Raw genomic sequence first — 25,367 nt, 5'->3', positions numbered from 1 at the left:
GCTGTGAACTCCTGTCTCGGTGCTTCGACCAGCATGTTTCAAGATCGTAAGGTCTTGACGAGTCAATAGCCCTCGTCGAATGAAACCGTACCACGTGTTCATCGCAACGCCATCAGCGAAAACAGAGCCCAGCGTCCGATCTCGAGTGCCATCTGGGTCTCAGTCGAACCAGGATTGCTGGAACGACCGGCTACGGTAGTTGTTTAACGAGAGCAGCGATAGCCTCGTTGACGATATCGGTCTCGAGACGGCCTCGACAGAAGTCAATACCCTCGTGGCCGATCGATTGGACTCCCCATGGGACGATCCGATTCTCGTTTGGAGTCCCACCGCGAAGCCAACTCTTCTCAGGGATATTGATGAGCCTGTCCATCCGCGATTTCGATATCAATGTCAGCGTGATGTATTGCTCGCCGTGGAACGGACGTCCTTGTGGTTCAAGAGAGTCAGCCACGGTCGGGCATCCTCTTCGCCTTTGAACGGGTCGTCGCCGTAGACGACATCGCCCCATTCAAAGACCAGAGAAACTCCTTCGTCGGTCACTGCTCGTTCTCCACACTCGGATGTGGCTCGCGGAGGGCATGCTCACGCCACGCTTCCGTATCCTCTTCACCGAACTGCTCATTGAACAGGGCAGTCGCCCGCTTGTAACTGCTGTATCCTTTGAGTCGATCGGCATCATCGATCACCGCCCAATATGTCGCCTTGTGTTCGACAAGACCGCGGTCCTTTAACCGTGAGAGGGCGGTGCTGACTGCGCCCTCGTCGACGCTAATCTGGGAAGCAATTTCACGCGCTTTGAACGCACGATCTTCGTGGGCAGCGAGAAATCCGAGTACTTGGTCCGGAATAGAGAGTTTCTCGAGTTCGTCCTCGCTCGCGTTCTCGAACGTTTCTCGATCGATGGACATCGTTGGAGAGAGATATGCTGTGCATCGTAATGCGTGTTAGGTGCGAAAGCTACGAAAATATCGAAGGTAATAGTTCTAAACCACTCAGAGGGTGCTGGATTCTGGAAAGGCCTCGCGGTTAGCTGAAAGAGAGGGCGCTAAGCCCCCGTCCTCAAAGAGCGACGGCATTAGCCGTGAGCGAGTATGGGGAGACAGCGTTCACAAGAATTTGCATAGCTGGATCCAGAAACGCAAGAGCGGATCATCTCCAAACTCGATAACGTTGTCTACTCAGAATGGCGTAAGACTGCGAACTTCCTCGAACCGTTAACCTATTCACCGTTCCAAAAAATTCGAGTAGGGGCCTATCGGCTTGGCTGTCGGCTAGTGTGTGAGGAGCACTTTTTGCGTGTTGAGAGCGTTCGAAAACATGAAGGAGTATATACCGCTGATGCTTGGGTAGATGACAATTATTACATATGTGTATTCAATCAACTGCTGTAAAAGAGTGAGAGTAGATTTCGTGTGCTTTCTCTCACGAGTACGGAGAGAGGCGGTTCAGAGAAGCGCTAACGGCGTGTCGTCATCACCAACCAGAGCAAACGAAACAAACGAAGCAAGGCTTTAATATATCCTAGATAAGACTCCTGATAAGGAATGTCTGGACCGTTTAGTGATATAACAGACACAATCTTCGCTGACAAGTCTGTTCTCAATGAGAGTTACCAGCCAGAGGAAATCCTTGAGCGAGACGAGGAGATAGACGCATTCAGCCATGCACTTCAAGATGTCCTCTTTGGGCGTGAACCTGAGAATATCTTCCTGTATGGGAAGGCAGGGCTCGGAAAGACGGCAGTTACGAAGTACATGATGGATGAACTAAAGGAAGAAGTGGAAGACCGAGATGAAGCGGACGATCTCTATATTCATGATATCAATTGTAACGGTAAGACACTGTTCATGGTTGTCCGTCGTCTCGTGAATAACCTTCTTCCAGAGGATGCAAGTCCATTTCCGAAGCGTGGTCTTGGAACAGGTGATGCCTTTGACGAACTCTACCGACAACTCGATCGATTAGGCGGGACGCATCTGATAGTCTTTGACGAAATTGATCACTTGGATGACGTCAATACACTTCTCTATGAGCTTCCTCGAGCACGATCAAACAATTATATCGAAGATGCTTTGGTCGGGATTATCGGGATCAGCAACAACTACACATTCCGTCAATCACTCTCCTCGAAAGTCAAGGATACTCTCATGGAGACAGAGATTTCGTTCACTTCGTACGACGCTGGCGAACTCAGAACCATTCTTCACCACCGTGCCGATAGAGCGTTCATTGACGGTGCCTGTGACGATTCGGCAATCGCGAAAGCTGCCGCACTTTCTGCTCAAGATATGGGAAATGCACGGCAAGCAATCGATCTCCTCCGTGTTGGTGCAGAGGTGACTGAGAAGCAAGGAGACGACATCGTCTGCGATGATCACATTGAAGATGCACGTACACTTGTCCAGCGTGGGAGACTGAGAAACAGGATTCGTGACCAGACCGAACACGCTCAGTATATCTTGGAAACGATCGCGAAGCTCGAGAAGCGTAAAGAGGTCCCAGCACGGTCGAAGACGATCCAAGATGGGTATGAGCAGGTTGCGGATGCTTACGGTGCAACACCTCTTACTACGCTGAAAAGCATCCAAGATCACTTATCTGATCTCCATATGCTTGGATTCTTGATCAGACATGAACGAAATCAAGGGCTTAGCGGGGGGCAGTACTACGAGTACGAACTCGACCTTGATCCAACAATTGTTCTCGAAACGAGAGAAGAGATCTCGCAGATGTTCAGCTAAAGCACACGAAATACCATTCTATTACGGATGACTGTTTCGCGATGATTTCTCAAGAATTGAGAAAGCACACGAAATGTACTCTCAAGCACCCAACCTACTGGTCTCCTTCCCTGTCTGAAAGCACACGAAATGTACTCTCATACCAACCAACTGGTTCGCTTCCCTACCTCAGTGAAGCACACGAAATGTACTCTCTAGCACCTAACCTACTAGTCTCCTTCCCTGTCTGAAAGCACACGAAATGTACTCTCTCACTGCAGCGTGAAGCAATATTCAGTGATACACTCTAGCACCTCGAGCGTCAACCTGCTTCTTTCCCTCCTTTAGACTATCGACTACAAAGACAGTTCACTCACCCCTAACACGCGTTTATATAGGTCGAAGTTATTCTCCGGGTATTGAGAGTCATAGTATCAGAAGCGTTCTCGAGGACAGTATCTGAGCGCTGGCTGCATCTAACTCTCTTTCTAACCGATGGCGATAGAGAAAGACACCACGCCGACTACTGAAGAGACGACTGTACCATCCCAACACTCGAGTCCGATTCCTGATGGAGACGATCACAGCGACTCGAGTACCCAGTCACACATCACAGACGTAGATCCCACGACGCCTACACCCACATCCCTCGAGTCACGAACATATATCGAAATCCGGCCGTCGACAAAGCCACTCAACCGTGCAGCTGTCTCACAGGCAACGACGCTTCTCTACGAGAGTCTCTACAACCTCTCAAACTCGAGCACATGGCTGTCCCTCCGAAAGAAAACCCAGCAACCGCTCATAGAGTGGCTGCTCGTTGCTGACGGCCAATCAGACACGAGCATTCGGTACCTCGTCGGAACCACACAGGACGAATTCCTCGACGAACTCGAGGCGATCCTTCGGACGGCGTTTCCAAATACGTACGAACTGACGCAAGTCGACTGGCATCCAGGACAACTCACACCGTCTCACTCTCCCCCCACAGACAACGACGGTTCAACACCAGCCACCGCTGACACCCAAAGTCAGCCATATGCCGCTGGCGTCGAGTATCGCGGCGTAGCAAAAATCCGCCAGGACTGGCAAACCTCGCTCGCATCGTTCGATGAACTCACCGACCACTCTCGAAAGACACAACCAGAGAAACAGAAATCAAATTCCCGTCGTGTCCCACTGGCAACGCTCGTCGAAACGCTCTGTGACTCCGCAGTTCCCGTCGTGTACCAGGTGATCTGCAGTCCGCTTGGCGATCAGCGAGTAGACGTAGAACAGTATCGCTATGATCTCGAGTGCGCCCTCGTCACACCAGCCGATCGTCTCCTCAATTTCGTCTTCCCTCGATCGAAAGAGAAACTCGAGCCTGAAAACCTCGCTCGTCCATATCGTGACCGTCTCACCGAACTCGAAACGCGTGACCTCCGACGGACGTTTTGTCTTTCTGCTCGAGCAGTGGCGCTTACAGATGACACGAACTCAGAACAAGCTGAGACAACCGCTCGAAGACTCACAAACGTATTCGGCCATCTCAGTGGCCCCTTTCATTCGATCCACGGACACCTCATCACGGATACCAATCGCGATACGCCTGCAAGCCAACTTTTCGAGGACATCTGTCGACGAACCTATCCCGAACCAACATATGAAACGCTCAAAAGCCGTCTCCCATGGAAGCCACACGAGAGCGCTGGCATCGTCGTCGCACCAGACGAACTCCCTGGGTTCTGTCTGATCGATGGTGTCGGCCTCACACCATCTGGTCAACGAGCACTCGAGGCTCGACAATCCGAGCGAACCGGTCTTTCCCTGCCATCACCGGATCACCTCGCACAATACACGGGAACCGGACAGGCGCTCTGCATGCCACTAACCGATGACCGCCAACCCTACCAAAGCCCGTTCGTCCTTCCACCAACACTTCAGGATAGACATCTCTTCGTCATCGGCGATACAGGCTCCGGAAAATCCGTTCTCACAACTGGTGCAATGCTGTCGAACGTCGAGGCCACAGATGGCCCCGAGATCCTCTTCGATTACAAGGGAGGGGGAACCGCCGAGGAGTTCCTTCAAGCACACTACACAGCACACGATGGTCTCGAGGACGTCAGCTACTTCGACCTCACCGAAATACTACCTGCGCTGTCGATTTTCGATATCAGGTCGCTGCTCGATTCCGGGCTCTCACGAGAAGAAGCACGCTCGAGAATCGCAGGCCATTACGAAGAGATCCTCGCGGGGCTGATGGGCGAAGAACAGTACTATGGAGCGACGGAATCGACGAAGGCGATTCGCAATCACCTTCGAGCATTATACGACCCGATTCACGGCACCGATACCGTTTCACACAAAGATCTCTACCGGGCGCTCCAGCGTACACTGAGCGATCAAACACCGCCACCGACTTCGGATGAACGACTCACCGAGTACTTCGCTGGATTGCTCGAACGCGATCGAGACGTCTTCAACATGGTTCTCGGTGGCGCCGTGGCTCGAGTCGAGATAATCGCAACCGATGACCGACTTGCACCGCTGTTCGATCACGTCCATTATACCCCCACAGAGGAAGACAACACTGAGAGTGACGAAACAGACCCTCACTTCGATTTCACAGACGTCATCGACAACGATACCGTCGTTATCTTCGATTTCGGTGGAATGGAAGAGCGGATTAAACGCGCACTGACACTCGTCTTGCTCTCAAATCTGTGGATTGCACTGAAAGCACGTTCAGCAGCCCAGAAAACGTCACACCAACAGCCCCCACGAGTCAACCTCTATCTCGAGGAAGCGAAAGACATCGCCGCGACACAACTGGTCGACACCCTCCTCTCGCAAGGGCGATCGTTTGGCCTCTCGCTCATGCTTGGCGTTCAATTCCCCAGTCAACTCGATTCTCCAGATCCGTCGAATCACACGTACGAGGAAGCGCTCAACGAGATCGGGACGTTCGTCGTTGGTAACGTCAGCATCGAAGACGATCTTGCGAAGGCGCTCGCGACCGACGACGTGCCACCAAAAAAGGTTGCCAGGCGGCTTGCAGCAATTCGTCATGGCGAGTGGCTCGTCCGCCCTGCAGCCACATTTGGCTCACCTGCCCCACGACCGTTTCTCGGACGATCACTACCCGCTCCCGATGGACACCCAGCAAGTGAGACTCCACTTGGCGACGAGCAGTATCAGGCCTTCAACACAGCATTCGAACTCACTGCACTTGAGACGTGGAACGAATCTGGACTCAAATATGAAAGCGACCATCCGGGCACCGAGAACGGATCGGATGAGGATGACACAACGGAAGAAGCGTCACTCCGGGTTGACTCGCTGTTGCCACACACGAAGCGGCTCCCCGAGTACGTGAGCTACGACGAATCGATACACGCCCTCTGTTGTGGATCCTGTGAGAACCGCTACGATCCGACTATCGAGGGGATGAAACGGTCGATTGAGTGCTGTCGTTCACTCACAGATGTCGAGCCTGACGACATCCCTGTCTGCGATATTAACCTCAAGCTCACAGCCGAAGAGCGAAATCTCTCTGACTGGAGTGACCGAAAACTGCTCTTCTTACAGACGGTGTACAACGCACAGCAGCTTCGGTATGATCCACTCGAGTACGATCTTCTCCACGACTCGATGATTAGACTGCAGGAGTACGTCGGGATCGAAACCGACGAGATCGTCCCATTGCTCGAGGCAGACCTCCTCAGACACGATACAGATCATCCACACCGTCTCTACACCGTTTCATCAGAAGGGCGGTCTGTAATCGGCGAAAGCTATCGCAAAGGCGTCGATTACGGCCACGGAGTCGGTGATCTCGATGAATCCAGTGAACACGTCCTTGGCGTCGAAGTCACCCGACAGCATCTCGAAGAAGCGTACGCGGAAGATCCCCAGTCGGACGTCACCGAAGTCATTCCGTATTACGAACTCGACGATCAACATCGACTCGATCTCGCGGGTGTAGATGCCGATGGCGAGATCATTGTCACAGCGGAGGTTGAACGTATCAACCACGATGTCCGGCGTGCAGTACCCGTCGATTTCGACAAAATGGCTGCGTGCGAACCCGAGGCTGCAATCTGGGTCGTCATGAAACAGGCCGATGGCCACAAAATACTCTCCGCGCTCAACGATCCGCTCGAGGGGCCTCCTCGAGTCGAGAAAACGTATGCAAAGACCACGCCACCCCAACAATTCCGCATCGACACGCCAGGGATGACGGCTGTCTATCCTGCAGAGTGGCTCCGGGATCGCTCGCCGGATCTCCCGTAGTTCACTGGACTGTGTAGTTCTCCTTCTGTGGCGTCTTTCTATCGGTGTTCGGATCATATTCTCGATTCTCCCAGAATCGGTGTCTGTTCTGTTCTCGAGCCGGTCTACACAGGTCACAGAAACGCGATCCAATCGTCATAATCGGCTCTCTCCCCCGCAAGTGTTGTTGTAGGGGTCTCTCGAGTGAGAACCTAGGACGGAGATTGCTCGAGCGGTGGGTTGGCTGTTGAGATCGTAGCTCGCAGAAATTGGTTCTCATACTCGAGTCGGGATTGAAATCGGCGAATGGTGGTATAGACCCACACCTCAATCACATAAAATCGGTTGAATAGACCTCCTTCTCGGGATTCTTTGTCTGGGTTTTCTCGAGTCGCTCTACGCACTGGTGATCGAGGTCGCTCTATGAGTGGGGAAAATCTCTCTCGCTTCTCGAGTAGATGGTAGACATCGGCAGTTCAAAACCGATAGACGGAAGTCGATTATGGGACTTCAGCCATCACGTTTCGGTCGTGTTTGCTGGCGTGATTACGCTTCTGGGATGCCCGCTTTGCTTCACGACACCAATTTGAGGGTGTCTACTCGAGTTGGGAGATTATCTCGAGTCCTTCTTCTCTGTTCCTAGAATTCCGTTCTATTGCCGCACAACACCACCTTGCGGGGGCTAAAGATGATTATGACGATCGGTGGGTGGCGTGGCTCAACAATTAGTCACACGACGACGGAAACAATCCCGCCGCCGACGATCGCGAGCCCGCCGAGTCCGAAACAGACGACCCAGAACGGGATGCGATCGACGATACGCATGAGGGCGTCGATGGTGAGATAGCCGACAAAGGAACTGACACTCAGTGCCGCCAGCGCAGGTACTGGTTCGATACCGGGAAGGCCACCGGCACCCGTGACAGTGAGGGCAGCCGCACCGAGGCTGGCAGGGATCGACAACAGAAAAGAAAGTCGGAACGCTGCCGGCGGATCGTAGCTCCGAAACAACAGTGCGCTCGTCGTGATACCGGATCGTGAGATTCCTGGAAGGATCGCGACGCCCTGAACGGCGCCGACAAGAATCGAGTCAGGTAGCGTCGGCGCGTCACGGATCCCCATTGACACCGACTCCGAGGCGAGCTGAAGGATACCCGTGAGCACCAGGAGGACACCGATAACCGCGATGAAGATGCCGCCGGTAAGCTGGCCGGCGAGATCAACCGCATACACGTACAGTGGGATTCCCACGACGCCAGTCATTAGCGTGGCGACGACGACGTACGACGCGATGGCGTTCTCGCCAGCGTACGCGCTGTCGGGTCGCCAGCCGGGCACTGCCCGGATGGCCGTCGCAATATCGTCGCGGTAGTAGACCGCTGCCGAGAGCGTCGTGCCGACCTGCAAGAACAGCGCCAGTTGGACCGCAACTGCAGGGTCGGTGCCCGCGACCGTCAGGAACAGCGCCAGGTTGCCCTGACTCGAGACGGGCAACCACTCGACGACTCCCTGAACGATTCCGGCGAGAATTGCGACGACGAGGTCGATTCGGCTCACTGATGATGATGCGATAGTGCGACAACTTAAGTCAACTGCCTCGGGTCAAGTGGTTCGAGACGCCTCCGACGTCTCGTCATCACGGAAGATCGAAGATCTTCCGAACGACCCCGAGGCTTGTCAGTGGACTCCCGCTCTAACTGCGTAGTGCAGTAGGTCGGAATCGACCGTTCGCATTCACTATTCGACTGTGACGCTCTTGGCCAGATTACGCGGTTTATCGATGGAACGGCCAAGCAGGTTCGCAACCCAATAGGCGACCAGTTGTAACTGAATGTTCGCGAGCACGGACCCACCGAGATCGCCGACGGCGGGAATCTCAAGGACGTGATCGGCGTACCGCCCCATGTCGGACTTGCCGTCGGTGATCGCCACGACGGGCGCGTTGCGGGCTTCGACTTCTTTGACGTTCCCGATAGTTTTCCGGGCCGTCTCGCCATCACCGGTGACGACCGCGAATACTGGCGTGTCTTCGGTCACGAGTGCGAGCGGGCCGTGTTTCAGCTCACCAGCCGCGAACCCTTCCGCGTGCCGGTAGGTTATCTCTTTCATTTTCAATGCCCCCTCGAGCGCGACCGGGTAGTGGTACCCACGGCCGATGAAAAAGTAAGCGTCGGCATCGACGTACTCCTCGGCGATCGCCCGGGCGTCCGTCGTCTCGAGGACAGTCCTGACCTGGCCGGGAATATCCCGGAGTGCCTCGAGCTCTTCGCGAGTCGGTCCGTCACCGAGCGTGAATGCCAAGAGGGCGAGTGCCAACTGCTGGCTTGCGAAGGTCTTCGTCGCGGCGACGCCGATCTCTGGACCGGCCCTGATATAGAGTGCGTGGTCACACTCCCGTGCGGCCGAACTGGCGACCGTATTGGTCACCGCGAGCGTCGTCGCCCCAGCGCGGTCTGCTTCTCGCAGCGCACGGAGTGTGTCTGCCGTCTCGCCGCTCTGCGTGACACCGACGACGAGAGAGTCCTCATCAATGGGGATGCGATCACTCGCGTACTCGCTGGCGAGAAACGCCTGCGCGCGAACTCCAGCCGTTCGGAGCCGCTCAGCACCGAATAGCGCCGCGTGATACGACGTTCCGCAGGCGACGAACTGAATCGGCCCCTCGTGATCGAGGTCAGCCAGATCCTCGAGATCGACCGTGCCGTCGAGTTCGTCGATTCGACCCCGCAGGCACTGCCGCAGGGCTTTCGGCTGCTCGTGGATCTCCTTGAGCATGTAGTGGTCGTAGCCACTTTTTTCCGCATCTTCGGGGTCCCACGCAACCGTTTCGGTCGGTCGATCGACGGGGTTGCCCTCCGAGTCGGTGATGACAGCACCGTCGGCGGTCAGCCGAACGAAATCGCCATCCTCGAGATAACAGACGCGGTCCGTGTGATCGACGAACGCGGGGACATCACTCGCGAGATACGTCCCAGTCTCGCCGAGGCCGACGACGAGAGGGGAGTCCTGTCGAGCCGCATACACCGTCTCCGAGCCGTCGAAGACAGCGGCGATCGCGTAACTGCCTTCGAGTTGGTCGATCGCCAGTCGGAACGCTTCCTCGGGAGCCGCGCCGCGGTCGAGATACTGTCCGATCAGCTGTGGGACGACTTCGGTGTCGGTCTCACTCTGGAACGTGATTCCAGCGTCGGCGAGGTCGTCGCGCAGCCGCTGGTAGTTCTCGATGATGCCGTTGTGAACCACGGCAACGCGATCCGCTTCGTCGCGGTGTGGATGTGCGTTCACATCGGATGGGGGACCGTGCGTGCTCCAGCGCGTATGGCCGATCCCAGTCAGTGACCCCTCGAGGTCAGTCCTCGGAACCGTGCTCTCGAGTGCTGACAGCTCACCCTCTGTCTTGTGAACTGTTATCGACGGCGTCGGCACAGCGAGACCAGCGGAGTCGTAGCCACGGTACTCGAGACTTGACAGGCCATCGAGGACGACATCGACGGCATCGACACCGTCGGACGCCCCAACGTACCCGACGATTCCACACATCGTCACTGCACCTCCGTTTCGCCATCGATCGTCCCTTGGACAGCCGTACCGGCGGTGATGACGGCATCAGAGCCGACGATCGTTCCCGGCGCATAGGTCACACCGCCCTCGTCGTGAACGCGATCCGCGAGCAGTGCGCCTAACCGCTCGTTCTCGTGGACTCGATCGCCAACGCGGACATCGCCAGGGCCGCCGACGATTGTCGAGCTAGCGCCGATCTGGACGCCATGGCCGGTCACGCCATCGATGAGCGTCGCGTTCGCCCCGACACGAGTGTCTGCATCGACGACACTGTTTTTGACGACTGCGTTTGCCCCTACCGTCACGTTCTCGCCGAGCGCGACGTTCGGGCCGACGACGCTCCCCGGACCGACGACACAGTCCGTCGAAATCACGACCGGTTCGATAACCGTCGCGGACTCGTGAACCCGGGCGTCGGTCGAGACCGTGCTTTCGACGCCGTCTGTACTCCCGAGGAGCGTCTCAGTTACCTCGAGTAAGTCCCATGGATACGTCGCGTCGTACCAGAACCCGTCAGAGTTGACACCGCGAACAGTTTCGCCTGCGTCGATCGCGTTCGCAATGCCGTCGACGAGCGAGTATTCGTTGAACTGTGGTTCCGGACCACGGAGGTATTCGAAGATCTCTGGTTCGAACGCATAGACGCCTGCGTTAAGATGATAACTGCGGTCGTCATGGGGCCGTTCGACGATCTCTGAGACGTGCTCACCGTCCTCGAGGATTACGCCGCCGTAGTTGGCGATGTCCCCATCTCGAACGAGTCCGAGCGTCGCAATGGCATCGTTGTTGTGGGCCTCGCGAACGTCCTCGATGAGGCCCTGTTCGACGAGCTGATCGCCGTTGAGAACAAGCTGCGGGCCCGAAACCTCTGGTTCGGTTTTCAGAAGCGCATGGCCACTGCCGAGTTGCTTGTCTTGTATGATGTAGTCGATCGACGCGCCGCGGTACGTCGAGCCGAAATGCGACTGCACGTGCGTGCGACCGTAACCGACGACGACGGTAATCTCAGTGATGTCGGCGTCGACGAGCGCATCGAAGACGTGCTCGAGTATGGGTTTGGCCGCTGCGGGAAGCATCGGCTTCGGTCGATGCTTCGTCAGCGGCCGAAGTCTGGCCCCTTCGCCGGCTGCAAGGACCACCGCAGAACTGATTGGCATGTCAAGAATGACAGTAATGGACGACTATTGTTCTTGTGGATCGGATTTTCACTTGAACTATCATTCGAGACCGGTTCGGTAGTACACGAAGGGGAGCCTGAGATTCGAAAAACAAAGAAGAGGCGCTCAGCTGTCTCGACCCGTATCCCTCAAACTCAGGTCACGCGCGCTGTTTTTCCTTCGTGAGCACCCGCACGTTTTCGATCCCGGTATCGGGATACTGACCCGCATCGTCTTTCTCCACGGCCTTGACCATGTCCCAGACGACGTTGAGACCGGTCGTCACGCCCTCGAGGGCCTCCATCTCACAACCCGTCTTTCCAGTCGTCTCGACGGCAACCCGAAGCTCGATTCGGTCCTCGGCGAGCGAGAAGTCAGTATCGACGTTCGTGATCGGAATCTGATGGCACATTGGAATCGTCTCCCACGTGTGCTTGACAGCCTGGATCGCCCCGACACGGGCAGTCGCGAGCACGTCGCCTTTGCCCACCTGATCTGCGCGGATGGCCTCGATCGTCGACGGCTGGAGCCGAATCTCGCCAGCCGCGACCGCGCGACGCTCGCTGTCGGGTTTGTCGCCGACGTCGACCATCTGGACATCGCCTTCGTCGGTAGTGTGGGTGAGGTCGTCGGCTGCGTGGTCGTCTCCGCTCGCGTCTGCCGCGTCGTCGTTCTCACTCATCTGCCTCACCCCACAGCGCCGCGGGGATTTCGTCGAGCATCTCTGAGGCGAGTACGCCGAGCGCATCGGTGTCGGCGAGGCGCTCGCCTGCAACGCCGTTGACGTACGCACCGGCTGTCGCGGCCTCGAGCGGGTCGGCTTCCTCGAGCAGCGCCGCAACGATCCCCGCAAGCAAGTCACCGGTGCCGCCGACTTTCATCCCAGGCGTGCCCGACCGGCAGATCCGGGTGCGCTCGCCGTCGGTTATCACGTCGTCGACGCCTTTCGCGAGGACGACGTGGCCCAGGTCGGCTGCAAATTCCTCGATCTCGTCTGCTGCGTCGCGTAGCGAGTCGGTGTCCGGCCCGCCCATTCGGGCGAGTTCGCGGCGATTGGGCGTACAGACGAGCGTCGCCTCGGTGTCGATCTCGGGGACAACCGACAGCGCGTCGGCGTCGACGACCGCCGGCCCCGTGTAGGACGCGAGGAACTGACGCGTCGCCTCGAGCGTCTCATCTGCGGTACCGAGACCGGGACCGAGAACGACGATGTCGTCGTGGCGTTCGGCTGTCTCGGCGAGTTCGTCTGCTTGGTCGGGCGAGAGGCGATCGCTTCCGTAAGGCTGGACGATGAGATCCTCGGCATAGCTCTGGATCTCGCCGGCGACGGATTCCGGCGCGGCAACGAAGGAGAGTTCGACCCCGGCACGGAGCGCTGCCTGTGCCGCGAGTGCCGGCGCGCCGGTGTAGGGGCCGCCGCCGATGACGAAGACGCGGCCATCGCGACTGTGGGGTCGAGCGAGGGCAACGTCGCCGGGGCCAACGAACTGTTCTGCGGCGGCTGGGATTCCGATGTCCGCGACGGTAACATCGGCGTCGAGGTCGTCAAGTCCCGGTTTCGTGTCGTGGAAGGTGACGAGACGGTCGGCCTCGACACCGTTGGCCGCGTGATCGCCGCCGTCAGCGTCGAACCCGGAGGGCACGTCGACCGCGAGGACGGTCGCGTCGGCGTCGTTGATCGCCGCCGCTGCGGTCGCTGCCGGTTCCCGAAGGTCGCCGCTGATGCCCGTGCCGAGCATCGCGTCGACGATCACGTCCGCTTCCTCAAGATCGAACGCATCCGAGTCGGCTGCGAGGGCGCTCGAGTCTGTCACCTCGCAGGTGTCGTAGTCGGCCTGCTCGAGCGCGTCCCAGTTCTCACGGGCGATGTCGGACCCGATCAGGTCGGCACGGCCGAGCAGTAGCGTGGTGACATCGTATGCGTCCAGAAACCGGGCGGCGACGAACGCGTCACCGCCGTTGTTCCCGCGGCCGGCGACGATGACGACTCGAGCGCCCGGGTCGGCGATCTCTCGGAGCGCTTGAGCGACCGCGTGTCCGCTCGACTCCATCAACTGCTTTCGTGGCACGCCCAGTGCCGCGGCGTTCGCGTCGACAGCGGCCATTCGCTCGCCTGTAATCATACACGAGGGTTCGGTCGGCCGACCGTTGAAGATTGCGGACAGTGCAACTCGTTCGGTGGTCGTCACCGATCGCTGGCCAAGCGTGGCACGAACTGAGCGCGTGTGGATTCCGCGACCAGTATCGTTAATATCAGTTCGTGTGAATGGGTTGGCGTTCAAATGGGTGCAATTCGCGTAGACGGGCTGCGAAAGTCCTACGGGTCCGTCGAGGCGGTCGCCGGGATGAACTTCACCGTCGAGCGCGGCGAACTGTACGGCTTTCTCGGTCCGAACGGCGCCGGGAAGACGACGACGATCCGAACGCTAACCGGGCAGATTCAGCCGGACGCCGGAACGGTCCGCGTCCTCGAGACCGATCCGGCGACGGAACCTCTCGAAACGCGCCGTCGGGTGGGCATTCTGCCAGAACAGGGATCGCCACCGAGCTTTCTGACGCCGCGTGAGTACCTCGAGTTCGTCGGCGAGGTGCGCGAGCTCTCGGCCGACCGGGTCGCCAAGGGGACGGCGGCATGGGCCGAGCGACTGGGGTTCGAAAGCAAGCTGGATACGCTGCATACCGACCTCTCCCGTGGCCAGCAACAGAAGGTGATGATCACGCAGGCGTTCATCCACGAACCGGACGTGGTCTTCATCGACGAGCCGTTGGCGAACCTCGACCCGCTCGTCCAAGAGCAAGTCAAGCGCTTTCTCGTCTCGTATGCGGCCGGCGACAACGCCGTCTTCGTCTCGACGCACAACATCGACGTCGCCGAGGAGATCTGTACCCGTGTCGGCATCGTCGCCGACGGCCAGCTCGTGACCGAACGCTCGCTCGAGGGTAATCGTGATGACTCGCTGCTCGAAATCTTCCTCGAGCGCGTCGAGGCCGAAGAGACGCGAGACACGCCGTCGCTCGAGCACCTGGGCTCATGACTGGGTCCACGACGAGCGATCGGCCAGATTCGGGAGGCGGCCTTTCGACCCGGCGGCTGCTCGCGGTGCTCTTCCGCGAGGAGTGGCGCATGCACACCCAGCTGTTCGGCGGCTGGCGATTTGCGCTCTTCCCGGTCGTCATCGCCGTCCTCGCCGTGAGCGCGACGGTCGCGCTGCTCGAGACCGGTACTGCGCAAGGAACGATCGTCGGTGGCCTGCACGCGCTCGCCGTCGGCTTCGGCCTCTATAGCGGCACCGCCGGTTTCGCGGGGTCGGACATGCTCGAGAACGTCTTCGGCCGACTGTCGCTGTTGCTCTCGTCGTCAACGACGCTGCCGCTTTCGCGACGGCGGTTGCTCGGCGTCTTCCTTCTGAAAGACGCCCTGTTCTACGGCGTTGCATTCGTGTTGCCGATGGCGCTCTCGAGCGCAGCCCTAACAGGATTCTCGGCTGCGACGCCGCTCGCAGTCGGGCTGTTCTGGCTGTCGCTCTGTCTCGTCTTCGCGGTCGGAATGGCGATGACCGTCGCGCTAATCGCCGTCCGGACCCGGGGCGTGCCGCCGTGGGCCATCGGGCTGGTGATCGGCCTCACCGTCGTCGGCACTTGGGCGACGGGCAGTCTCGGCGTCGTCCAGTCCGTTCTGGTGCCGGTGCGCGGCTCCGCGATCGCCGCTGGGGGGCTGGCCGTCAGCACCATCGCCGTCGCGACGGTCTCGCTCGCGGCTTACGATCCAACGTACGGTCGGCCCTCGCGGACCGCGACCGATCGCTTTGCTCGCCTCAGCGGGGCACTGCCCCTCGAGAACTCCCCGTTAGTCACGAAGTCGCTGCTTGACCTCGCGCGCTCGTCAGGTGGCGTCTGGAAGCCGTTCGTCTCGGCGTCGATCCTGCTGGCACTCGTGGCCGCGTTCGTCGGCGTCGTCGACTCGATCACCGGCATCGCGCCCGCGCCAGGGATCTTCTTCGGCGGCGTCCTCGGGCTCTCGGCGTTTACGACCTACAACTGGCTGACGCAGTTCGACTCGCTCGATGCCTATCTCACTTATCCGGTCTCGGTCGCGGACGTCTTCCGGGCCAAACGGATCGCCTTCGTCCTCGTGGGCTCACCGACGGTCGCCGTGCCCTACCTCGCGGCCGTCGTCTGGTTCGAGGCGACGCTTCTGGATGCCGTCGTCGGCGCGATCCTGCTGGCTGGCTACGCGCTGTACTACTACGGCCTGACCGTCTACATCGCTGGCTTCGATCCGAACGAGTTCCTCTTCGATGCTGTCCGCTTCGCGACGTTTACCATCGGCGTTGCCATCGCGCTCGTGCCGACGCTGGTCGCCGGCTTCGTCGTCGTCCCGCCGTCGCTCGAACTCGCTGCTGCGCTCAGCGTCGGCGGGGTCTTGATGGGTGTCGTTGGGATCGTCCTCTCGAGTCGCGCCGGGCCGCGCTGGGAGCGGCGATATCGACGGGAGTGACGATCGCTGACTCTCACGGTACGGGAGTTATCATCACGAGCTATTTGTCGGGAGGACAAACCGACGGCCGTGAGCGCTATCGAGCGAGTCGGAGTCTGTGTCCACAGGTGGCGGAATCCGTGAGTCGACCCGACCCGACGCGGCGATCGGTCCTCGCGGGCATCGGAGCCGCGGGTGCAACAGTGGCCGCACCGACAACCGTGAGCGCAGCCCAGACGGGGACGGAGCCGATCCAGCAGCAAGTGAATCCTCTCGCCGATCTCGACGCGTTCGAGGCGTTTCTCGACGGCGTAATGGAGGCACATCTCGAGAGCCACGACATCGCGGGCGCGACGGTCGCCGTCGTCGACGGTGACGACGAGTTCGCGAAGGGGTACGGCTACGCCGATGTCGAAGCGGAAACGCCAGTCGACGCCGAAGAGACGCTCTTTCGGATCGGGTCGGTGTCGAAACTGTTCACCTGGACTGCCGCCATGCAGGCGGTCGAACGGGGTGACCTTGCGATCGACGAAGACGTCGACGCGGCACTCGAGGCGGTCGATCTCCCTGAGACGTACGACGAGCCGATCAGACTCGATCACCTCGCGACGCACACTCCCGGCTTCGAGGAACGCGTCCGGGGGACGTTCGTCCGGAGCGAATCGGAGCTGCGGCCGCTCGCGGAGATGCTTCGAACTGAACAGCCGTCGCGGGTCCGGCCGCCGGGGGAGTTTGCGGCCTACTCGAACTACGGGTCGGCGCTCGCCGGTCAACTGGTCGCCGAAACCGCTGGCGCGTCGTTCGAGACGGTCGTCGAAGAAGACATCTTCGAGCCGCTCTCGATGGATCGAAGCACGTTCGACCAGCCGGCTCCGGACGAATTCGCGGCCGATCTCTCGAAGGGATACGGAACGGATGGCCGTACTGAAGGCGAGTTCGAGTACGTCGGCATCCCGCCTGCGGGGGCGATGAGCGCCACGGCGACCGACATGGCGTCGTTCGTGCGGGCGTTCTTACAGGACGGCGCGACTGACGATGGGCGACTGCTTGAGGCGGAATCCGTCGGGGAGATGCACCGCCGGCGGTTCGGCCACGACGAGCGGCTCAACGGGATCGCGTTTGGCTTCTACGAGATGAGCAGGAATGGCGTCCGCGTGGTCGGCCACGGCGGCGACACCGAACTGTTTCACAGTCTCCTGTTTTTGCTCCCCGAACACGATGTGGGGGTGTTCATCTCGTACAACAGCGTCGGCGGACTCGAGGCGAGACCGGAATTCGTCGACGCCTTCTTCGAACAGTACGTCGCGGACGCGCCATCGGAATCGGAGACGCCCGAGTCAGACGGCCCGCCGGAGCGAGCTGATGCGATTACCGGCACCTATCGCTCGAATCGACTCCCGTATACAACGTCCGAGAAGTTCCTCGGGTTCGCCTCGGCGATCTCCGTTTCGGTCGACGACGAGGGGCGACTCGTCACCCACCCCCTCGGCGGCGAGACGACGCAGTGGGTGGAAGTCGAACCGCTCCTGTTTGCAGAAGTCGACGGGACGAACCGGCTCGCCTTCCGTGAGGACGACGGCGAGATCACACACCTCTTTCTCGACAGCACCCCGGTTACGGCCTTCGAACGGCTCTCGAGACGCGAGACGCCGACCGTCCACCTCACAGTGCTCGCGATCTCACTGCTGGTCTTTCTGGCCACTGCAGTCGGCTGGCCGCTGGCTGCCGGCTGGCGACGCTACCGCGGGCGGGCCGGACCTCTCGAGGGAATCGAGCCGCCGCTCCGGTACGCTCGCTGGGTCGCGGGTGCAACGAGTGGAGCGTTTCTCGCCTTTGCCGTCGCGTTCGGTGCTGTTCTCGCGACCGATCCGACCGGGCTGTTGCTCGGCGATCCGCTGCAGTTTCGGCTGCTGCTCGTGCTGCCACTGCTCGGGGCGGTCGGCACCGTCCTGACCGTCGGGCTGGCGGCGTTGGCGTGGTACGAGCGTCAGTGGGGACTGCCGGCCCGGCTGCACTACACGGCCGTCGCCACCGCCGGCGTCGCCATCTGCTGGGTGCTCGTCTACTGGAACCTGCTGTGGTATCAGCCGTGACGGGCGAACCGATACGTCGAAGCCACTCGAGCGAAATCGTCCGAGGGAACGCCGAATGACGAAGACGATTCTGATCGCCGGAACCGCGAGCCACGTCGGCAAGTCGACAGTCGCGGCCGGTCTCTGTCGATTGCTCGCCGACCGTGGGGTCGACGTCGCGCCGTACAAGGGCCAGAACATGAGCAACAACGCGCGCGTCGTCGTTCGGCCAGACGCGGACGGCAAACAAGGCGATGAAACCGACGCCGCCACCGACGTTCGGTGGGGCGAGATCGGCGTCTCCCAGTTCGTCCAGGCTCGAGCGGCCCGCATGACACCAACAACCGATACAAACCCCGTCCTTCTCAAGCCCCGTGGGGACGGTGAGAGTCAGCTCGTCCTGCAGGGCGAGGCTCACGACCACGTCCCTGCGGGGACTTACTACGAGGAGTACTGGGACCGAGCGCGCGAGGCAGCCGAAGAGTCCTACCGCAGACTGGCGGCCGACAACGACGTGATCGTCGCCGAGGGCGCGGGCAGCATCGGCGAGATCAACCTCCACGATCGGGACCTCGCGAACGTCGAGACCGCCGAGTTCGCGGACGCCGACATCCTCCTGCTGGTCGACATCGAACGCGGCGGGGCCTTCGCCAGCCTCTACGGAACGATCGAACTCGTGCCCGACGCCCTCCGCGAGCGCATCGTCGGCGCGGTCATCACGAAGTTCCGTGGCGATCCGTCGCTGCTCGAGCCCGGCATCGAGGAGATCGAATCCCGAACCGGCGTGCCGATTCTGGGCGTGCTCCCCTACGACGATCCCGGTCTGCCCGAAGAGGACAGCGTCGGCCTCCCCGGCAGCGAGGAGCGAGGCGTCGTCGGCGATGACGACGGCGTTCCCGCCGATCAGCGCATCCGAATCGCCGTGCCCCGACTCCCCAGAATCTCGAACGCGACCGATCTCGAGGAGCTGGCAGACGAGCCGGGCGTCTCGGTGGTCTACGTGCCGGTCGGCGGCGACGGGACAGCTGACCCGCTCGAGGGAGTCGACGCCGACGCAGTCGTCATCCCAGGGACGAAGAACACGGTCGACGACTTGCTGGCGCTCCACGAGGCCGGCTTCACCGACGCGCTCGCGGCCTTCGACGGCCCGGTCGTCGGGGTCTGTGGCGGCTACCAAATGCTCGGCGAGCGGATCACCAACGCCGCACTCGAGGGCACAGGCACGGACGATGTCGTCGACGGACTCGGCCTGCTGCCGGTCGAAACCCGCTTCGAGGGGGACAAGCGCCTCGAGCAGACATCGGTTCCCGTCGACGGGTCGGCGTCGCCGTTGCTGTCGGGAGCCGACGGGCCTGCGTCGGGGTACGAGATCCACGCGGGCCGGACACAGGCGCTCGAGGACGTCAACCGGCCGCTGGGCGACTCGAGTGCGGCCAACGGACAGGTGCTCGGAACCTATTTGCACGGCCTATTCGACAACGAATCGGTTCGGACGGCGTTTCTGGAACACGTCGCGACGACGGCGGGAGTCGACTGGCCGCCGCGGGCGGAGACGGACGCGTCACCGTCGACGGACCCGGACGCGACGGAGGCTGGATCGACGCCGTACGATCGCGCGGCACAACTCGTCAGCGACCACGTCGATCTGGCGGTGCTGGGCGAGCCGTTCGACGAGTGAAAAATAGCCGACGAGACGAACCAGCAGAGACGCTCGAGCGGCTACCTGTGACAGCGAGAGGGTCCCCGCCCTTCCCGTGAGGCGAGAGTGTTCCGACACGCTGCTGTCGGAACCGAGCGCCGAACAGGGCGGGCGTGAATCGCGTAACCCTCGAGGAGAAACCACCGTGTCACTGCTCGTCCTGGGTCTCCAACGTATCGAGTCCAGTTTCCAGCACCTCGACATACGCCTCATCGAGCGACAGGTTGTTTGCTTCAGCGTGGTCTTTCACCCGTCCGTGGAGTCCATACGAAATATCTATTGCTGGTCGCATTGTCACACAAGTCTTATTTGACTCGACGACGTGAAAATAGTTGTGGCATGAAGCGCACCAACAGGTTCGCCGTGCGACCGCTCTCCGATACCGGAGAGCAACTGCTACGGGACCTGTTGGACGCTTCCGCCGCTCTCTGGAACGAAGTCAACTACCAGCGCCTCATGCGGTACAACGAGGAAAACGGCTTCGAAGGCGGCGTGTGGGACGCCGATACAGGCCGACTCGAAGGCAAATACAAAGGCGTGGTCGGCGCATCCACCTCCCAACAGGTGATACGGAAGAATAGCGAAGCGTGGCGCGGATTCTTCCGGCTGAAAGAACAGTACCACGACAAGTCGAACACGTCGGTTACGGACCACCCGGAACCACCGGGCTTCCGTGGGAACGAGGACGACGGACGCCGACTCAAGACCGTCATTCGAAACACGTCATACACCGCCGAATGGGGCGACCGCTCCCGTCTTGAGATACTGGTCGGCAAAGAGTTGAAAGACCGATACGACCACACCGGACGTCTCCGGCTGGAAATTGCTGGAAACCCAAGTTGGCCCGAGTACAACAAACAGGGCCGGTTGGACCTGTGGTACGACGAGACTGATAGCACCTTCCGAGCTTCGCAACCCGTGACTGTTTCTGACGACGCACGGACAACTCCACTGGCCGCAGAGAAGGCCGCTCTGGACATTGGTGCCAACAATCTCGTCGCCTGTACTACAACGACCGGCGGGCAATATCTGTACGAGGGTCGTAACCTATTCCAGCGGTTCCGCGACACGACACGAGAAATCGCCCGGCTTCAGTCGAAACTCGAAGACGGTCGCTACAGTAGTGAGCGCATCCGACGCTTATATCGCAAGCGAACTCGTCGCCGTGACCACGCTCAAGAAGCGTTGTGTCGTGATCTAATCGAAAGATTGTACGACGATGGCGTTGAAGCCGTGTATATTGGCGGGCTGACCGATGTCCTCGAAACTCATTGGTCAGTGGAGACGAACGCCAAGACGCACAATTTCTGGGCGTTCAAGCAGTTCACCGAGCAACTGGCCTGTACCGCCGAAGAGTACGGTATCTCGATCGAGGTTCGGTCAGAAGCGTGGACGAGTCAGGAGTGCCCGCAGTGCGGGGGCACAGACCGAACGACACGGTATCAGGACACGCTCACCTGTCTGTGTGGGTTCGAGGGCCATGCCGACCTCACGGCGTCAAAGACGTTCCTAGAGCAGCAGACGAGCAACACAGTCAGGCCGATGGCACGGCCCGTGCGGTTCCAGTGGGACGACCACGACTGGTCAGAGTCATCACGCTCTCACCGTCCCAACGAACAGCGCACAGACCCGAGTACCATCCAGCGTGACGGGAATGTTGCCTCCGGGGAGACGTAGACCGGCTGAGACTTCCACGGAGGAAACCGCGTCGTTTACGGCGCGGAGGATGTCATGACCCGTCGCGGTAGGTTCCGAGTAGTTCCTCGAGGATGATACACTCCTGATCGGTCTCGTCGTAGTGGGTATCGATGAAGCGTTCGGCGGCCTCGTAGTTGCCGCGCAGCCCGTGTTTGCGGACGTTGATGACGGCGTCGAGAAAGAAGGTGCCACCGTCGGTTCCGAGCGCCTCGGCGTGGTCGCGGTCGCTGATATCGAGTTCGGCCTGGATCTCGTCGAAGTTGAACGTCTTGACGTCGTGATCGTCGTTAATCAGCGTGAGGACGTACTCCGCGGAGAACCGATAGAACTCGGATTTGCTCTCGAACATACCGTCTTCGACGAGCGAATCGATCTCTTCGACCACGTCGTCGGGGTACCTGACGGTATCTTTCGCCATTTCCCTAGACTGGTCGGTGCTCATTAATTATTGTTTCGCCGATCCCGTTTCGATTGGAAAATGAACAGTGAAACGAGCTGTCGGACGTGACCGAACCGACGGAGACGCACAGCGACGCGCTGATCACGCCTCAAGATCCAGTTCGTGTGTACCTGCAGAGTTATTGGGATTCGCGCAAAAGGACGGACTGTCATGGTAGACGAAACCGAACTCCGCGAGCAGATGATCGACGCGTTCGAAGACGCCGACTACCCGGTCTCGAGTCCGATGGACCTCGTGCCGGCGTTACCTGACGGTCCGGGGACGACATTCGAATCCGGCGACTTCTCGATGACCGCGATGGAACTCAACACCAAGACAACAGGTGGCGATTTCCCCTATGATGATGTCGAGTCCCTCGTCGACGACCTGCTTCGAGAGCTCGAAAAGCAAGACGAGCTGTAAGCCACAGACAGCAGTCGGTCCGGGTTCTCGTCGACAGGTAAGCGAGTCGGCCGGTTACCAGCAGGCTTTTTATTCCATAGCGTAGTTGTGAGAGAAGAGACCAGATGCGGACTGGCCGAACGGAACTCCAGAGATGACCGAGAGAGAACGCTCGAGACCGATCGTCGTCGTGATCGATACCCGCGTCCAGGAGAGTCGTCTTCGGCCACGGCTCGAGCAGGCGACCGAGCGCGACGTGCGAACGGTTTGTGATCACGAGTCGCCTCTCGAGTCGCTGACCGAGGCCGCCGACATCGAACGCGACGGCGGAACGGAGACGAACGCAGAACACGGTGTGGAATCGGCATCCACAGGCACAGCGGAAACGGGATCCGCCGGCGAGACAGCGCCGATCACACCGGGTGCCGTCGTGCTCGAACTCGACCGGCCCGGCGACATCCAGTCGTTGTTACGGCGTGTCCATGCCGTGTTACCGGACGTGCCGACGATCGTTGCACCCCACGAGGGCAGCGAGCAACTCGCGACGGTGGCACTTCGGGCCGACGCGACCGACTACGTACCGACGGACGGCGACGAAGACCCGATCGATCGGATCGTCCCGACGATCCGCGAAACCAGCGTTCAATCGGACGACGGCGACAGCCGGTACCAGCGCATCCTCGCAACTGAACTCCCCGACGAAGCGTTCGTCATCGGCGAGGACGGCACCTATCTCGAGGCGAAGGTCCGTCCCGAATCGGGGGACCTCTACACCATCCCCGCCGACGAGCTGGTCGGCACCACGCTCGAGGACGCGTTTCCCGATGCGGTCGCGGCGGACTTACAGGACTGCATCGATCAGGCGATCCAAACTAGCGGCGTGCAGTCGATCGAGTACCAAGCAGACACCACTGATGGCCGCCGCCAGTTCGAGGCCCGCGTCGTCCCGATCGACGAGCGGATTCAAGGGCGACGCGCTGTCGTCTGGCTGGCACGAGACATCACCGACCGCGTCGAGCGCGAGCGCCGACTCCGTTCGCGACAGGACCAACTCGAGACGTTGAACCGGATCAACGCCGTCATCAGACAGATCATCGAGACGCTCGTCGAGGCACCGGCCAGAGACACCATCGAACGAGAGGTCTGCGAACAGCTCGTCGACTCGGACCTGTATTGTGGCTCGTGGATCGCCGAACGGACCGGCGATGGTCGACTGTCCTACCGGACCGGTGCGGGCGACGCCGAAGCCGTCCTCGAGTGTGTCCGTGAGTGCACTGGCGAGTACGAAAGCCCGGTCGCGCAGGCAGCCCATACGAGCGAGTTGCAGACGACGAACTGTATCATCGACAACGAGTCGCTTCCGGACGAACTCCGGGCGGCGGCCCGCGAAGACGATGTCAGATCCGGCGTCGTCGTTCCCATCACACACGAGGACGTGACCTACGGGGTTCTCACCGTGCTTGCGAGTCGCGATGACGCCTTCAGCGAGCGCGAACGGGCGGGTTTCAGGCTGCTCGGCGAGACGATCGGCTTTACCATCATGGCCGTCAAAAACCGCCAGCTGCTCTTTGCCGACTCCGTCGTCGAACTCGAGTTCCAGATCGACGGCGGCGACAGGTTCTGCTTCGATCTCTCCGAGCGATACGACTGTACCGGCTCGCTCGAGTGGGCCGGTACCACGTCGAGCGGACGTGTCGTCCAGTACGTGACAGTCGACGGGCTCGGGTGTGAGACGGTCCTCGAGGAGGCGAAGGAACATGACTCCGTCGAGGAGTGTCGGCTCATCGACGACGGCGAGGAGCACTGTACGATCGAGTTGCGGCTCACGAGATCGGGCGTTCGCACGCTTGCCAACCACGGCGCGACGATCCGAGATGTCACTATCGAGAACGGCGTCGGGATCTGCCTGGTCGAGGTGTCACAGGAGACCGACATCAGAGAGATCGCCGAGGCATTGACCGACATCTACGAGAAGGCCGAACTCGCCGCCAGACGAGAGGTCGACCGGACGGTCAGGACGGCAGCCGAGCGGCGAACTCGGATTCTCGATGAACTCACTGACCGCCAGCTGACGACGTTGCGACTCGCCTACTACGGTGGGTTCTTCGACTGGCCGCGCAAGAGCACCGGTGAGGAGATCGCCGAGGCGATGAACATCTCGGCGCCGACGATGCACCAACACCTTCGAAAGGGTCTCAAATCGATTCTCGGGGAGTTCTTCGAAGACAGTGCCAGCCCTGACTGATACGGACTCCTGTCAGTCGGTGCCGGTGCGATCGCGACCGCCCTGCGGTCTCACCGAGAAACCGTTACAGTAGACCGTATGAGCCGCCCCACGAGTGAGCGGCGGACAACGGTCGGCCGCTGACCGATCTCGACAGACGCTGTGTCGGTGGTGTGACGCCGGAAAGCGCTGCCCAGAAACTCGACTCTCATCCGTCGAAGACTATCATGGATATTTGAATGTCGACTATATGAATCCGAGCACCAATACGCGTGACAGTCAGTCGATCGAATAGGAATGCGCGAGACGAGAGCCGTTGCCCGGTCGTGGGGCGAGGGGTGGCTGTGGTAGCACTGCCGTTCGAGACGGTGTTTGAAGGTTCGGACGGGCGATACTACACCGACTGGCAGGTTCGCCACCGGCTTCGGACCGGCGAGTGGACGTTTTGCATGCAACAGCGAACCCCCCACCGCCGTCTGGTCGAAACCGACGACGATGCGTTACTCCTGTTGGTCCCGATCGAACCCGAGGAGTTGCCGGCGGGACGCGAGATCCGTGTCACTGAACGGCGTGCCCGCGTCATCGACACTCGGCGCGTGCCGTCGGCGTAGGCTCGGTCACGCCATGGCAAACCACCGACGGGCGCTCGCCTCGTGGC

The 25,367-nt window shown here is 60.2% G+C and carries 17 protein-coding genes and 1 pseudogene; 10 read left to right on the top strand and 8 right to left on the bottom strand.

The features are described from left to right. Positions 1-190: 190 nt before the first annotated feature. Positions 191-543: pseudogene (locus E2L06_RS22960) on the bottom strand (type II toxin-antitoxin system PemK/MazF family toxin). Next, complete coding sequence (locus E2L06_RS10215; protein WP_138781115.1) at positions 540-911, bottom strand: helix-turn-helix domain-containing protein; 372 nt, start codon at positions 909-911, stop codon at positions 540-542. Before E2L06_RS10215 ends, E2L06_RS22960 begins: the two are co-directional and overlap by 4 nt. A gap of 636 nt (positions 912-1,547) precedes the next feature. On the opposite strand from E2L06_RS10215, the gene E2L06_RS10205 reads away from it, so the two are divergent. Both E2L06_RS10205 and E2L06_RS10200 read left to right on the top strand, forming a co-directional pair. Beyond that, a complete protein-coding gene (locus E2L06_RS10205) occupies positions 1,548-2,744 on the top strand; it encodes an orc1/cdc6 family replication initiation protein (protein WP_138781114.1) in 1,197 nt (398 codons plus the stop codon). Between the two features lie 474 nt (positions 2,745-3,218). Further along, positions 3,219-7,001 (top strand): ATP-binding protein, encoded by a 3,783-nt coding sequence (locus E2L06_RS10200; protein WP_138781112.1) that lies wholly within the window; start codon positions 3,219-3,221, stop codon positions 6,999-7,001. Between the two features lie 708 nt (positions 7,002-7,709). On the opposite strand, the gene E2L06_RS10195 is transcribed toward E2L06_RS10200, so the two are convergent. From E2L06_RS10195 to E2L06_RS10175, 5 genes are all read right to left on the bottom strand, one after another. After that, entirely contained in the window at positions 7,710-8,537 is an 828-nt protein-coding gene (locus tag E2L06_RS10195; protein WP_138781109.1) for an undecaprenyl-diphosphate phosphatase, read from the bottom strand. A gap of 180 nt (positions 8,538-8,717) precedes the next feature. Then, positions 8,718-10,520 (bottom strand): glutamine--fructose-6-phosphate transaminase (isomerizing), encoded by a 1,803-nt coding sequence (gene glmS / locus E2L06_RS10190; protein WP_138781107.1) that lies wholly within the window; start codon positions 10,518-10,520, stop codon positions 8,718-8,720. Positions 10,521-10,522: 2 nt separating this feature from the next. After that, positions 10,523-11,698 carry a sugar phosphate nucleotidyltransferase gene (locus E2L06_RS10185; protein ID WP_138781105.1) on the bottom strand — a complete coding sequence of 392 codons (1,176 nt, stop codon included), beginning with the start codon at positions 11,696-11,698 and terminating at the stop codon, positions 10,523-10,525. A 160-nt stretch (positions 11,699-11,858) separates the two neighbouring features. Further along, a complete protein-coding gene (moaC, locus tag E2L06_RS10180) occupies positions 11,859-12,380 on the bottom strand; it encodes a cyclic pyranopterin monophosphate synthase MoaC (RefSeq protein ID WP_138781103.1) in 522 nt (173 codons plus the stop codon). Further along, on the bottom strand, positions 12,373-13,821 hold the full coding sequence (locus E2L06_RS10175) for an NAD(P)H-hydrate dehydratase (RefSeq protein WP_138781101.1): 1,449 nt from the start codon (positions 13,819-13,821) through the stop codon (positions 12,373-12,375). Before E2L06_RS10175 ends, moaC begins: the two co-directional genes overlap by 8 nt. 159 nt (positions 13,822-13,980) lie before the next feature. Between E2L06_RS10175 and E2L06_RS10170 the strand changes: the two genes are divergently transcribed. The 5 genes from E2L06_RS10170 to E2L06_RS10150 all read left to right on the top strand — a co-directional run bounded on the left by E2L06_RS10170 (position 13,981) and on the right by E2L06_RS10150 (position 21,623). Continuing rightward, the gene (locus E2L06_RS10170; protein WP_138781099.1) at positions 13,981-14,733 is read left to right on the top strand and encodes an ABC transporter ATP-binding protein; all 753 of its coding nucleotides are present in this window, start codon (positions 13,981-13,983) and stop codon (positions 14,731-14,733) included. Then, entirely contained in the window at positions 14,730-16,196 is a 1,467-nt protein-coding gene (locus tag E2L06_RS10165; protein WP_138781097.1) for a hypothetical protein, read from the top strand. Before E2L06_RS10170 ends, E2L06_RS10165 begins: the two co-directional genes overlap by 4 nt. A gap of 119 nt (positions 16,197-16,315) precedes the next feature. Continuing rightward, the gene (locus E2L06_RS10160) at positions 16,316-18,268 is read left to right on the top strand and encodes a serine hydrolase (protein ID WP_138781095.1); all 1,953 of its coding nucleotides are present in this window, start codon (positions 16,316-16,318) and stop codon (positions 18,266-18,268) included. 55 nt (positions 18,269-18,323) lie between these two features. Further along, positions 18,324-19,925 (top strand): cobyric acid synthase, encoded by a 1,602-nt coding sequence (locus tag E2L06_RS10155; RefSeq protein WP_138781093.1) that lies wholly within the window; start codon positions 18,324-18,326, stop codon positions 19,923-19,925. A gap of 360 nt (positions 19,926-20,285) precedes the next feature. Further along, positions 20,286-21,623 carry an RNA-guided endonuclease TnpB family protein gene (locus E2L06_RS10150; RefSeq protein ID WP_138781091.1) on the top strand — a complete coding sequence of 446 codons (1,338 nt, stop codon included), beginning with the start codon at positions 20,286-20,288 and terminating at the stop codon, positions 21,621-21,623. A 52-nt stretch (positions 21,624-21,675) separates the two neighbouring features. On the opposite strand, the gene E2L06_RS10145 is transcribed toward E2L06_RS10150, so the two are convergent. After that, positions 21,676-22,062: a CopG family transcriptional regulator gene (locus E2L06_RS10145; protein ID WP_138781089.1), complete on the bottom strand. Its 387-nt coding sequence runs from the start codon at positions 22,060-22,062 to the stop codon at positions 21,676-21,678. 192 nt (positions 22,063-22,254) lie between these two features. Here E2L06_RS10145 and E2L06_RS10140 point away from each other — a divergent pair, with 192 nt between their 5' ends. The 3 genes from E2L06_RS10140 to E2L06_RS10130 all read left to right on the top strand — a co-directional run bounded on the left by E2L06_RS10140 (position 22,255) and on the right by E2L06_RS10130 (position 25,320). Continuing rightward, positions 22,255-22,506 carry an MTH865 family protein gene (locus E2L06_RS10140; protein WP_138781087.1) on the top strand — a complete coding sequence of 84 codons (252 nt, stop codon included), beginning with the start codon at positions 22,255-22,257 and terminating at the stop codon, positions 22,504-22,506. 133 nt (positions 22,507-22,639) lie between these two features. Then, positions 22,640-24,730 carry a bacterio-opsin activator domain-containing protein gene (locus tag E2L06_RS10135; protein WP_138781085.1) on the top strand — a complete coding sequence of 697 codons (2,091 nt, stop codon included), beginning with the start codon at positions 22,640-22,642 and terminating at the stop codon, positions 24,728-24,730. A 323-nt stretch (positions 24,731-25,053) separates the two neighbouring features. After that, positions 25,054-25,320 (top strand): hypothetical protein, encoded by a 267-nt coding sequence (locus tag E2L06_RS10130; protein ID WP_138781083.1) that lies wholly within the window; start codon positions 25,054-25,056, stop codon positions 25,318-25,320. Positions 25,321-25,367: the final 47 nt, after the last annotated feature.

The organism is Haloterrigena sp. H1, assembly GCF_005938085.1.
In the GTDB taxonomy this organism is placed as follows: Archaea; Halobacteriota; Halobacteria; order Halobacteriales; family Natrialbaceae; genus Natrinema.
Note: the sequence above shows the minus strand (reverse complement) of the source record. Positions and strands in the feature narration are given on the sequence as shown.

Excerpts from the sequence above, each read along its gene's own strand:
- moaC (WP_138781103.1), bottom strand. The coding sequence starts at position 12,380 with ATGAGTGAGAACGACGACGCGGCAGACGCGAGCGGAGACGACCACGCA.
- E2L06_RS10205 (WP_138781114.1), top strand. The coding sequence starts at position 1,548 with ATGTCTGGACCGTTTAGTGATATAACAGACACAATCTTCGCTGACAAG.
- E2L06_RS10140 (WP_138781087.1), top strand. The coding sequence starts at position 22,255 with ATGGTAGACGAAACCGAACTCCGCGAGCAGATGATCGACGCGTTCGAA.
- E2L06_RS10185 (WP_138781105.1), bottom strand. The coding sequence starts at position 11,698 with ATGCCAATCAGTTCTGCGGTGGTCCTTGCAGCCGGCGAAGGGGCCAGA.
- E2L06_RS10175 (WP_138781101.1), bottom strand. The coding sequence starts at position 13,821 with ATGATTACAGGCGAGCGAATGGCCGCTGTCGACGCGAACGCCGCGGCA.
- E2L06_RS10145 (WP_138781089.1), bottom strand. The coding sequence starts at position 22,062 with ATGGCGAAAGATACCGTCAGGTACCCCGACGACGTGGTCGAAGAGATC.
- E2L06_RS10135 (WP_138781085.1), top strand. The coding sequence starts at position 22,640 with ATGACCGAGAGAGAACGCTCGAGACCGATCGTCGTCGTGATCGATACC.
- E2L06_RS10150 (WP_138781091.1), top strand. The coding sequence starts at position 20,286 with ATGAAGCGCACCAACAGGTTCGCCGTGCGACCGCTCTCCGATACCGGA.
- E2L06_RS10155 (WP_138781093.1), top strand. The coding sequence starts at position 18,324 with ATGACGAAGACGATTCTGATCGCCGGAACCGCGAGCCACGTCGGCAAG.
- glmS (WP_138781107.1), bottom strand. The coding sequence starts at position 10,520 with ATGTGTGGAATCGTCGGGTACGTTGGGGCGTCCGACGGTGTCGATGCC.
- E2L06_RS10200 (WP_138781112.1), top strand. The coding sequence starts at position 3,219 with ATGGCGATAGAGAAAGACACCACGCCGACTACTGAAGAGACGACTGTA.
- E2L06_RS10215 (WP_138781115.1), bottom strand. The coding sequence starts at position 911 with ATGTCCATCGATCGAGAAACGTTCGAGAACGCGAGCGAGGACGAACTC.
- E2L06_RS10165 (WP_138781097.1), top strand. The coding sequence starts at position 14,730 with ATGACTGGGTCCACGACGAGCGATCGGCCAGATTCGGGAGGCGGCCTT.
- E2L06_RS10170 (WP_138781099.1), top strand. The coding sequence starts at position 13,981 with ATGGGTGCAATTCGCGTAGACGGGCTGCGAAAGTCCTACGGGTCCGTC.